8 protein-coding genes and 1 riboswitch are annotated in these 10,304 nt (G+C 74.6%); of the genes, 4 read left to right on the top strand and 4 right to left on the bottom strand.

The window, feature by feature from the left end:
* Positions 1 to 138 precede the first annotated feature (138 nt).
* On the bottom strand, positions 139 to 3,753 hold the full coding sequence (cobN, locus tag LCD35_RS29000; protein ID WP_224960416.1) for a cobaltochelatase subunit CobN: 3,615 nt from the start codon (positions 3,751 to 3,753) through the stop codon (positions 139 to 141).
* A gap of 122 nt (positions 3,754 to 3,875) precedes the next feature.
* A riboswitch (cobalamin riboswitch) is annotated at positions 3,876 to 4,008 on the bottom strand.
* 253 nt (positions 4,009 to 4,261) lie between these two features.
* Between cobN and cobG the strand changes: the two genes are divergently transcribed.
* From cobG to LCD35_RS29015, 3 genes are read left to right on the top strand one after another with little or no spacing between them, the layout of a single operon-like run.
* Positions 4,262 to 5,482, top strand: a complete 1,221-nt coding sequence (cobG, locus tag LCD35_RS29005) for a precorrin-3B synthase (RefSeq protein ID WP_224960415.1) — start codon at positions 4,262 to 4,264, stop codon at positions 5,480 to 5,482.
* Complete coding sequence (locus tag LCD35_RS29010; protein ID WP_224960413.1) at positions 5,479 to 6,126, top strand: precorrin-8X methylmutase; 648 nt, start codon at positions 5,479 to 5,481, stop codon at positions 6,124 to 6,126. The genes cobG and LCD35_RS29010 overlap by 4 nt, the downstream gene beginning before the upstream one ends.
* Before the next feature lie 8 nt (positions 6,127 to 6,134).
* On the top strand, positions 6,135 to 7,682 hold the full coding sequence (locus LCD35_RS29015; RefSeq protein WP_224968742.1) for a precorrin-2 C(20)-methyltransferase: 1,548 nt from the start codon (positions 6,135 to 6,137) through the stop codon (positions 7,680 to 7,682).
* Here the strand turns inward: LCD35_RS29015 and LCD35_RS29020 are convergent.
* Positions 7,670 to 8,407, bottom strand: a complete 738-nt coding sequence (locus LCD35_RS29020; RefSeq protein WP_224968738.1) for a cobalt-precorrin-6A reductase — start codon at positions 8,405 to 8,407, stop codon at positions 7,670 to 7,672. The two genes, LCD35_RS29015 and LCD35_RS29020, sit on opposite strands and share 13 nt — an antisense overlap.
* Before the next feature lie 23 nt (positions 8,408 to 8,430).
* On the opposite strand from LCD35_RS29020, the gene LCD35_RS29025 reads away from it, so the two are divergent.
* The gene (locus LCD35_RS29025; RefSeq protein ID WP_225045261.1) at positions 8,431 to 9,513 is read left to right on the top strand and encodes a cobalt-precorrin-5B (C(1))-methyltransferase; all 1,083 of its coding nucleotides are present in this window, start codon (positions 8,431 to 8,433) and stop codon (positions 9,511 to 9,513) included.
* Between the two features lie 7 nt (positions 9,514 to 9,520).
* Here the strand turns inward: LCD35_RS29025 and LCD35_RS29030 are convergent, their stop codons facing one another.
* Both LCD35_RS29030 and LCD35_RS29035 read right to left on the bottom strand, forming a co-directional pair.
* On the bottom strand, positions 9,521 to 9,679 hold the full coding sequence (locus tag LCD35_RS29030; RefSeq protein WP_224960408.1) for a hypothetical protein: 159 nt from the start codon (positions 9,677 to 9,679) through the stop codon (positions 9,521 to 9,523).
* Between the two features lie 280 nt (positions 9,680 to 9,959).
* The coding region (locus LCD35_RS29035; protein WP_224960407.1) for a hypothetical protein at positions 9,960 to 10,304 on the bottom strand (345 nt) is incomplete at its 5' end.

Consider the following 10,304-nt stretch of genomic DNA (forward strand, 5'->3'; position numbering starts at 1 on the left):
GCGCCGGGCCGGTTGCCCCAGTCCCCCATCGGCAGGTCGAACAGCACGGCGGCGGGCACCACCGGCACCACTTCGTGGGGGGGGGGGGGGGCCCCCCCCGCCGCGCCCCCCCCCCCCCCCGCACCGCTCACCCGGCGGTCAGCTCGTCGCCGGCCCGTCCTCCAGGTCGCCTTCGGTTTGCAGGTAGATCTCGTGCAGGGCGGTGATCGTCTCCGGGTTCGGGGACTCCCACATGTTCCGGTTCGCCGCTTCCAGCAGGCGTTCCGCGATGCCGTGCAGCGCCCACGGGTTGGACTCGGTGAGGAACTTCTGGTTCTCCTCGTCCAGCACGTAGGTCTCGGCGAGCTTCTCGTACATCCAGTCGCCGACGACACCGGTCGTGGCGTCGTAGCCGAACAGGTAGTCCACGGTGGCGGCCAGCTCGAACGCGCCCTTGTAGCCGTGCTTGCGCATCGCGGCGAGCCAGCGCGGGTTCACCACGCGGGCGCGGAACACCCGCGAGGTCTCCTCGGTCAGCGAGCGGGTCCGGATGGCGTCCGGGCGGCTGCTGTCGCCGATGTAGGCCGCCGGTGCCTTGCCGGTCAGCGCACGGACCGTGGCGATCATGCCGCCGTGGTACTGGAAGTAGTCGTCGGAGTCGGCGATGTCGTGCTCGCGGGTGTCGACGTTCTTCGCCGCCACCGAGATCCGCTTGTAGGCGGATTCCATGTCGCCGCGCGCCTCGGTGCCCTCCAGGCCGCGGCCGTAGGCGTAGCCGCCCCACACCGCGTACACCTCGGCGAGGTCGGTGTCGTCGCGCCAGTTCTTGCTGTCCATCAGCGGCAGCAGACCGGCCCCGTAGGCGCCGGGCTTCGAACCGAAGATGCGCGTGGTGGCGCGGCGCTCGTCGCCGTGCCCGGCCAGGTCGGCCTGCGCGTGGGCGCGCACGAAGTTCTGCTCGTCCGGCTCGTCGAGCGCGGCGACCTTGCGGACCGCGTCGTCGAGCAGCGTCACCACGTGCGGGAACGCGTCGCGGAAGAACCCGCTGATCCGCACCGTCACGTCCACCCGCGGGCGGCCCAGCTCGTCGAGCGGGATCACTTCGAGCCCGTTGACGCGCCGCGACGCCTCGTCCCAGGTGGGCCGCACGCCCAGCAGCGCCAGCACTTCCGCGATGTCGTCGCCGGAGGTGCGCATCGCCGAGGTGCCCCACACCGACAGGCCCACCGAGCGCGGGTACTCGCCGGTGTCGGCGAGGTAGCGCTCGATCAGCGAATCGGCGATGGCGTGCCCGGTCTCCCAGGCGAGCCTGCTCGGCACCGCCTTCGGGTCCACCGAGTAGAAGTTCCGGCCCGTCGGCAGCACGTTGATCAGGCCGCGCAGCGGGGAACCGCTCGGGCCCGCGGGCACGTAGCCGCCGTCGAGGGCGTGCAGCGTCGCGGTCATCTCGTCGGTGGTGGCGTCCAGCCGCGGCACCACCTCGGTGACGGCGAACTCCAGCACCCGCACCACGTCGTCCGGCGCGTCGCCCAGCACCGAGCGGCACACCTCGACGACCGCGCCGAGCTCCCAGCCGCGCTCCTCCAGGCCCGCGACGAGCGCGTGCGCGGAGGTCTCCACGTCGTCCACGGTGCCGCGGGCGACGCTGCCGTCCTCCAGCATGCCCAGCGCCTCGCGCAGGCCGGGCAGCGCACCGCTCTGCCCGCCCCACACCTGGCGGGCGCGCAGCATCGCCAGCACCAGGTTCACCCGCGCCTCCCCGGTCGGGGCGGCGCCGAGGACGTGCAGGCCGTCGCGGATCTGCGCGTCCTTGATCTCGCACAGCCAGCCGTCGACGTGCAGCAGCATGTCGTCGAACTCGGCCTCGTGCGGGCGCTCGTCCAGGCCGAGGTCGTGGTCGAGCTTCGCGGCTTGCATCAACGTCCAGATCTGGCTGCGGATCGCGGGCAGCTTCGCCGGGTCCATCGCCGAGATCTGCGCGTGCTCGTCGAGCAGCTGCTCCAGCTTCGCGATGTCGCCGTAGCTCTCCGCGCGCGCCATCGGCGGCACCAGGTGGTCCACCAGCGTCGCGTGCACCCGGCGCTTCGCCTGGGTGCCCTCGCCCGGGTCGTTGACCAGGAACGGGTACACCAGCGGCAGGTCGGCCAGCGCCGCGTCCGGTGCGCAGGACGCCGACATGCCCGCGGTCTTGCCGGGCAGCCACTCCAGGTTGCCGTGCTTGCCGAGGTGCACCATCGCGTGCGCGCCGAACTCGTCGGTCATCCAGCGGTAGGCGGCCAGGTAGTGGTGGCTCGGCGGCAGGTCCGGGTCGTGGTAGATCGCGATCGGGTTCTCGCCGAACCCGCGCGGCGGCTGCACGACCACGACCACGTTCCCGGCGCGCAGCGCGGCCACCACGATCTCGCCGTCCGGGTCGTGCGAGCGGTCCACGAACTGCTCGCCCGGCGGCGGGCCCCAGTGCTGCTCGACGCTCTCCCGCAGGTCCTGCGGCAGCGTGGCGAACCAGTCGGCGTAGCGCTTCGCGGGGATGCGCACCGGGTTGCCGGACAGCTGCTCCTCGGTCAGCCAGTCCGGGTCCTGGCCACCGGCGGCGATCAGCGCGTGCACCAGCGCGTCGCCGTCCTGCGCGGCCACGCCGGGCAGCGCGTCCGGGCCGTCCGCCGGGCCGATGTCGTAGCCGGCCTCGCGCAGCCGCCGCAGCAGGCCCACCGCGCTCGCCGGGGTGTCCAGGCCGACGGCGTTGCCGATCCGGGAGTGCTTCGTCGGGTACGCCGAGAGCATCAGCACCAGCCGCTTGTCCGCGGCGGGCACGTGCCGCAGCCGCGCGTGCTTCACCGCGATCCCGGCGACGCGGGCCGCGCGCTCCGGGTCGGCGACGTACACCGGGAGGCCCTCGGCGTCGTTCTCCTTGAACGAGAACGGCACCGTGATCAGGCGGCCGTCGAACTCGGGCACCGCGACCTGGGTGGCCATGTCCAGCGGGGACAGGCCCTCGTCGTTGTCCTCCCACGCCTCGCGGCTGGAGGTCAGGGTGAGGCCCTGCAGGATCGGCACGTCCAGCGCGGCGAGCGCGCCCACGTCCCACGCCTCGTCGTCGCCACCGGCGGAGGCCGTCGCGGGCTTCGTGCCGCCCGCGGCCAGCACCGTCACGATCAGCGCGTCCGCCTCGCGCAACGTGTCCAGCAGGCCCGCTTCGGGGGCGCGCAGCGAGGCGCAGAACACCGGCAGCGCCTGGCCGCCCGCGTCCTCGATCGCCTCGGACAGGGCGTGCGCGAACGCGGTGTTGCCCGCCATGTGGTGCGCGCGGTAGTAGAGCACCGCGACCTTCGGGCCTTCGGTCCGGCGCGGGGTGCGCTCCAGCAGGCCCCACTTCGGCGTCTCCACCGGCGGTTCGAAGCCGTGGCCGGTGAGCAGCACCGTGTCGGACAGGAAGTTGAACAGCTGCGCCAGGTTCTCCGGCCCGCCCTGCGCGAGGTAGCCGTGCGCCTGCGAGCAGACGCCGCCGGGCACCGTGGAGCACTCCATCAGCTCGGCGTCCGGGGCCTGCTCACCGCCGAGCACCACGACCGGGCGCGGTCCGGCGAGCAGCGCGTCCAAGCCCTCCTCCCACGCGCGGCGGCCGCCGAGCAGCCGCACCACCACGAGGTCGGCGCCCTCCAGCAGCGGCGGCAGGTCGTCCACGCCGAGCCGAGCCGGGTTGCCGAGGCGGAAGTCCGCACCGCTGGCGCGTGCGCTGAGCAGATCGGTGTCCGATGTGGACAGCAGCAGGATCATGCGGCACGCTCCCGGCTGAGCAGGGACGCGGGCGTGCGGACAGGACGCATGGTCAACCTTCCTCGGGGTCCTCGCCCCGGAGTCGTCGGCACCCGGTGTGGCACCGGGCGGTGGCGGCGCCGGAGTGTCCTGGCTCCCGGATCGGCGCTCGCTCCGGCCTTCCCACCCGCGCGGCGCGCGGGCAGTGGCCTCGTACTCGGAGTCCGCTCCCCGGTGACAGTGGCGGGACCGCGCCGGACTCGCACCGGCTTCCTCCGCACGTCGCCGCCGACAACTCTCCGCAACGGGGCGATCGTTCGTCAAGTGGCCGATCGTGCGCACGCGGGAGAGATCCCGCACTCGGCCGGTCCGGCCGCCCGGTGAGGCGCATCGCGTTTTGCGGACGCGATCCGGGCGGGACGTAGTATCGACGGTCGCCGGTGCGCCCCCGAGTCCGCGCACCCCGGACAGCGGCGCCGTGCGCTGCGAGTTCCGGACCAGACCACGATCGACGAGAGCGGGGACGAGCGTGCCGCGACGAGCCGGACCCGACGCGTGCCCCGGCGCGCTGCGGGTGCACGAGGCCGCCGACGGGGGACTGGCCCGCGTCCGGGTGCCCGGCGGGCGGCTCGCGGCGCGGCAGGTGCGGGCGCTGGCGACCGCGGCCGCGCTGGGTGACGGCGGCTGGGAACTCACCTCGCGGGCGAACGTCCAGGTCCGCGGCCTGTCCGCGGCGGCGGTGCCGGAGTTCGCCGACCTGCTCGGCGCGGCCGGACTGCTGCCGTCGCCGACGCACGAGCGGGTGCGCAACGTCGTCGCCTCGCCGCGCACCCGCCCGGGGGCGCTGGACGTGCGCGCGGTGGCGGTGGAACTGGACGAGCGGCTGCGCGCCGACCCGGAGCTGGCGGAGCTGCCCGGCCGGTTCCTGTTCACCGCGGACGACGGCGGCGGCGAGGTGACCGCGCTGGGCGCGGACGTCGCGCTGCACCCGGCGGACGGCTCGGTTGCGGTGCTGCTCGCCGGGGCCGACCTCGGGCTGCGGGTGCCCGCGGCCGACGCGGCCCGCGCCGCGGTGCTCGCGGCCGCCGCGTTCCTCGCGGAGCGGGACCGGCTGGGTGCGGAGAGCTGGCGGCTCGCGGAACTGCCCGGCGGCGCGGAGCGGATCGCCGGCCGCGTCCGGGAGGAATTCCCCTGCACCCCGGCGGAATCCGTGGTCACGCCCGGTGATCCGGTGCGCACGCACGCCGAGCTGGGCGTGCTGGCCCGCGACGACGACCGGGTCGACCTCGCCCTCGGCGCACCGCTGGGACGGCTGGACGCCGCGCAGATCGCGGTGCTCGCCGCGCAGACCGAAGAGATCGCCGCCCGGACCGCCGCACCGCACCCGCTGCGGCTCACGCCGTGGCGCGCGCTGCTGCTCACCGACGTCCCCGCGGCCGAGGCGCCGCGCAGGCTCGCCGAGCTGGCCGCCGCCGGGTTCCTCACCGACTCGGGCGCGCCGCTGGCCGGGGTGACCGCCTGCACGGGCAGCCCCGGCTGCGCGAAGTCCCTCGCCGACGTGCGCGCCGACGCGCTGCGCACCACCCGGCCCGGCCCGCTGCCGGTGCACTGGGCGGGTTGCGCGCGCCGCTGCGGCCGACCGGCCGGGCCAGGAGTGGAAGTGCTGGCCACCGAGGCCGGCTACGAGGTCGGCGGCCGTGCCGCCGGCGATACGTCCGCCGCGCTCGACGCGGCACGGAGGGCAGTGTGAACACCGCAGACAGCACCGGCGGCTACGAGTACGTGCGCGACGGCGCGGAGATCTACCGCCGTTCGTTCGCCACGATCCGCGCTGAAGCGGAACTCGACGGCATGCCACCGGAAGTCGCCCAGGTCGCCGTCCGCATGATCCACGCCTGCGGCATGGTGGACCTGGTCCGCGACATCGCCTGGTCGCCGCGCGCGGTGCTCGCCGCCCGCGAGGCGCTGCGCGGTGGCGCACCGGTGTTCTGCGACGCCGCCATGGTCGCCGCGGGCGTCACCCGGGGCAGGCTGCCCGCCGACAACGACATCCTCTGCACCCTCGGTGACGAGCGGGTCCTCGGCCTCGCCGCGGAACTCGGCACGACCCGCAGTGCGGCCGCGATGGAGCTGTGGCGGGACCGGCTGGACGGGTCCGTGGTGGCCGTCGGCAACGCGCCGACCGCGCTGTTCCGGCTGCTGGAGATGGTCGACGCGGGCGCGGGCAGGCCCGCCGCCGTGCTCGGGCTGCCCGTCGGGTTCATCGGCGCCGCCGAATCGAAGCAGGCCCTGGCCGACCACCCGGCGCTGGAGCACCTGGTGGTGCACGGCCGCCGCGGCGGCAGCGCGATGGCCGTGGCCGCCATCAACGCGATCGCGAGCGAACAGGAGTGAGCAGCACCGTGGAGCAGGCAGGCAGGTTGTTCGGCGTCGGGCTCGGCCCGGGAGATCCGGAGCTGGTGACGGTCAAGGCCGCCCGGCTGATCGGCGAAGCCGACGTGATCGCCTACCACAGCGCCCGGCACGGCCGCAGCATCGCGCGTTCCGTCGCCGCCCCGTACCTGCGGGACGGCCAGGTCGAGGAACCGCTGGTGTACCCGGTGACGACCGAGACCACCGACCACCCGGGCGGCTACCAGGGCGCCATCGACGAGTTCTACGCCGACGCGGCCGAACGCCTCGCCGCGCACCTGGCCGCGGGCCGCACCGTGGCGCTGCTGTGCGAGGGCGACCCGTTCTTCTACGGCTCCTACATGCACATGCACAAGCGGCTGGTGGGCCGGTTCGAGGTGGCCGCGATCCCCGGCGTGACCTCGGTGAGCGGGGCGGCGGCGATGCTCGGCAGGCCGCTGGCGGAACGCGACGAGGTGCTGACGGTGCTGCCCGGCACGCTCGACCCGGACGTGCTCGCCGAGAAGCTGGCGGGCACCGACGCGGCGGCGGTCATGAAGCTGGGCCGCACCTTCGACGGGGTGAAGGCGGCGTTCGAGAAGGCGGGCCGGCTCGACGAGGCCTACTTCGTGGAGCGCGCCACCACCGACCGGCAGCGGTTGCTGCCGCTGGGCGAGGTGGATCCGGCGTCGGTGCCGTACTTCTCGCTGGCGCTGCTGCCGAGCCCGGTGAACGCGGACAGCCCGCTGAACCTGACCGACGCGTCCGGGGTACCCGTTTCCGCTGCGGCGCAACGGGAAACTCCCGAGCCCGCGCCGACGGCGAGCACCGGCGAGGTCGTGGTCGTCGGCCTCGGCCCGGCCGGTCCGCAGTGGACCACGCCGGAGGCGCACACCGCCGTCGCCGCCGCCGACGACCTCGTCGGCTACGGCCCCTACCTGGACCGGTTGCCGACGAACCCGCGGCAGCGCAAGCACGCCTCGGACAACCGGGTGGAGGCCGAGCGCGCCGAGTTCGCCCTGGACCTGGCGCGGCGCGGATCCCGCGTCGTCGTGGTGTCCTCGGGCGATCCGGGCGTGTTCGCGATGGCCAGCGCCGTGCTGGAGGTCGCCACCGAGGAGCGGTTCGCGGAGGTGCCGGTGCGGGTGCTGCCCGGCCTCACCGCGGCGCAGGCGGTGGCGAGCCGGATCGGCGCGCCGCTGGGCCACGACTACTGCGTGCTGTCCCTGTCGGACCGGTTGAAGCCGTGGGAGGTCATCGTCGAGCGGCTGGCCGCGGCGGCGAGGGCCGACCTGGCGATGGCCATCTACAACCCGGCCTCGCGCAGCCGCACCTGGCAGGTCGGCGCCGCCCGCGACGTGCTGCTGGAGCACCGCTCCCCGGAGACGCCGGTGGTGATCGGCCGCGACGTGGGCGGGCCGCAGGAGTCGGTGCGGGTGGTGCCGCTCGGCGAACTCGATCCGTCCGATGTGGACATGCGCTGCCTGCTGCTGATCGGCTCGTCCACCACGCGCTCGGTCGGCGGGACGGTGTTCACGCCGCGCCGCTACCCGGCGTGACGCAGCCGTTCCACAGCGGCGGCCACGGTCCCCACCACGGGCACCGGTGGTTCCGGCGGCCGCCGCACCAGCACCACCGCGACGCCCAGCAGCCGGGCCGCATCCAGCTTCGGACGGGTCATCGGGCCGCCGCTGTCCTTGGTGACCAGCACGTCGATGCGGTGCTCGCGCAGCAGCGCCACCTCGTCGTCGAACGCGAACGGGCCGCGGGCCAGCAGCAGCTCGGTGCGCGGCGGCAGCGGCGGTTCCGGTGGGTCCACGGCGCGCACCAGGAACCGCAGGTCCAGGTGCGCGAACCGGTGCACGCCCTGGCGCCCGGTGCTGAGGAAGATCCGCTCGCCCAGGCCGGGCAGCGCGGCGGCGGCCTCGTCCAGCGAATCCACCAGGTGCCAGTGCGGTTCCGGTTCCCAGCCGGGTCTGCGCAGCACCAGCAGCGGCAGGCCCGCCAGTGCGCAGGCGAGCACCGCGTTCGAGGTCATGGCGGCGGCGAACGGGTGCGTCGCGTCCACCACCTCGTCGATGCGTTCGGCGCGCAGCCACGCGGCGAGGCCCTCGGCACCGCCGAAACCGCCGATCCGCACCTCGCCCTCGGGCAGCCGCGGGTCGCGCACCCGGCCCGCCAGCGAGGAGATCACGTGCACCGCCGGTTCGCCGCCGAGCCGGGCGGCGAGCTCGCGGGCCTCCGCGGTGCCGCCGAGCACCAGCACTCGCCGCACCTCGACCATGCGGCCAGCCTAGGCGGTGCGCTATGACCGGCCAGGCGCTGCGCTACGGCTGGACGACCGGCGCCTGCGCCACGGCGTCCACCGCCGCCGCCTACACGGCGCTGCTCACCGGCGGGTTCCCCGATCCGGTGGGCATCGTGCTGCCGAAGGGGCACCGCCCCGAGTTCGCCCTCGCCAAGGAACGCCTCGGCGCCGGGTCGGCGATGGCGGCGATCGTCAAGGACGCCGGGGACGACCCGGACGTGACGCACGGCGCGCTGGTGTCGGCCACGGTCCGCCCCGCCGAACCCGGCGCCGGGGTGGTGTTCCGCGCCGGTCCGGGCGTGGGCACCGTGACGAAACCGGGCCTGCCGCTGCCGGTGGGCGAACCGGCGATCAACCCGGTGCCGCGCGAACTCATCCGCGGCGTCGTGCGGCAGGTCGCCGCCGAGCACGGCGGCAGCGGGGACGTGGTCGTGGAGATCTCCGTGGAGAAAGGGGAGGAACTGGCGCGGCGCACCTGGAACCCGCGCCTCGGCATCCTCGGCGGCCTGTCCATCCTCGGCACGACCGGCGTGGTGGTGCCGTACTCGTGCTCGGCGTGGATCGACAGCATCCGCCGCGGCGTGGACGTGGCCCGGGCCGCCGGGCTGGAGCACGTCGCCGGCTGCACCGGCAGCACCTCGGAGAAGCACGTCGACCGCACCTACGGCCTCGCGCCGGAGGCGATGCTGGACATGGGCGACTTCGCGGGCGCGGTGCTCAAGTACCTGCGGCGCCACCCGGTGCCCCGGCTGACGATCGCGGGCGGCATCGGCAAGCTCGCCAAGCTCGCCGACGGGCATCTGGACCTGCATTCGAAGCGGTCGCAGGTGAACTTCGCGCTGCTGGCCGGGATCGTGCGCGACGCGGGCGCCTCCGCCGAGTTCGCCGAGAGCATTCGCGGCGCCAACACCGCGCTGGACGCGCTCACCCGCTGCCAGGCCGAGGACATCCCGCTCGGCGACCTCGTCGCCGCCCGCTCCCGCGACTTCTGCCTGACCACCCTCCAGGGTGCCCCGATCGACGTCGAGGTCCTGGTCATCGACCGCGCGGGCACCCTCGTCGGCCACGCCCCGTTCCGCTGACCAGCGCCTACCGCATCGAGCGCCGGGCGGCTTCGGCGAAATCGGGGACGACTTCGCCGCGCTGTGCCAGCAACGAGTCGATCGTCTCGGGCGGCCTGCGCCTGGCGAGCACGGCGTCCCGCAGGCATTGCGAGATCAACTCCGGATCTTCGTCGAGCAGGTCCACCAGGAACGCGTCGGGATGTGTGGCCGCAACGCCGTGTTCCCTCAGATCGCGGGGCCGGAAAATCGTCCAGGTTCGCGGTGACGGTGACCTCAGCGCCGCCGTGCACCGCTGCGGCGAGCACGTGTCGATCCTCAGGCGCGTTGGCGAGCACGGGCATCAACCACTCGTAGTCGGTGACCTCGGCCTGCGGGAAGGCGGTGCGCATCGCACCAGCGGGACGCATCCGATCCGGGGGCGGAGCGCGTCGCGGGAGGTGATCGGGAACGGGATGTCCCGGGGGTCAGGAGGGCAGGCCGAGGGCGGCGGTGGTGACCGCATCGGGGTGCCCGGCCTGCCGCCAGTGCACGCGGGCCGGGAGGCCGAGGAGGGGGCCGTGCGGGTCGAATCCGCTCGCGCGGTAGGCGACGGCCTCGTCGTGGGAGTACACGATCACGACGTCGACGACGCCGGACGGCCAGTGCCGCACGTACAGCAGGGCGTCCAGCCGGCCGCCGTCGTCGTGCACCGGAACTCCCCGGAATCCCCGCGCTACGAGGCAGTGCAGGTTGTCGATCGCGTTCATGGCGCGAACTCCGTTCGAGGGGTGTCGAGGCGGGTCGGTCTCGGTGCGGGCGGGGTTCGGGAC

Source organism: Saccharopolyspora sp. 6V, from assembly GCF_020176785.1.
In the GTDB taxonomy this organism is placed as follows: Bacteria; Actinomycetota; Actinomycetes; order Mycobacteriales; family Pseudonocardiaceae; genus Saccharopolyspora_C; species Saccharopolyspora_C gregorii.

Excerpts from the sequence above, each read along its gene's own strand:
- cobN (WP_224960416.1), bottom strand. The coding sequence starts at position 3,753 with ATGATCCTGCTGCTGTCCACATCGGACACCGATCTGCTCAGCGCACGC.
- LCD35_RS29020 (WP_224968738.1), bottom strand. The coding sequence starts at position 8,407 with ATGGTCGAGGTGCGGCGAGTGCTGGTGCTCGGCGGCACCGCGGAGGCC.
- LCD35_RS29025 (WP_225045261.1), top strand. The coding sequence starts at position 8,431 with ATGACCGGCCAGGCGCTGCGCTACGGCTGGACGACCGGCGCCTGCGCC.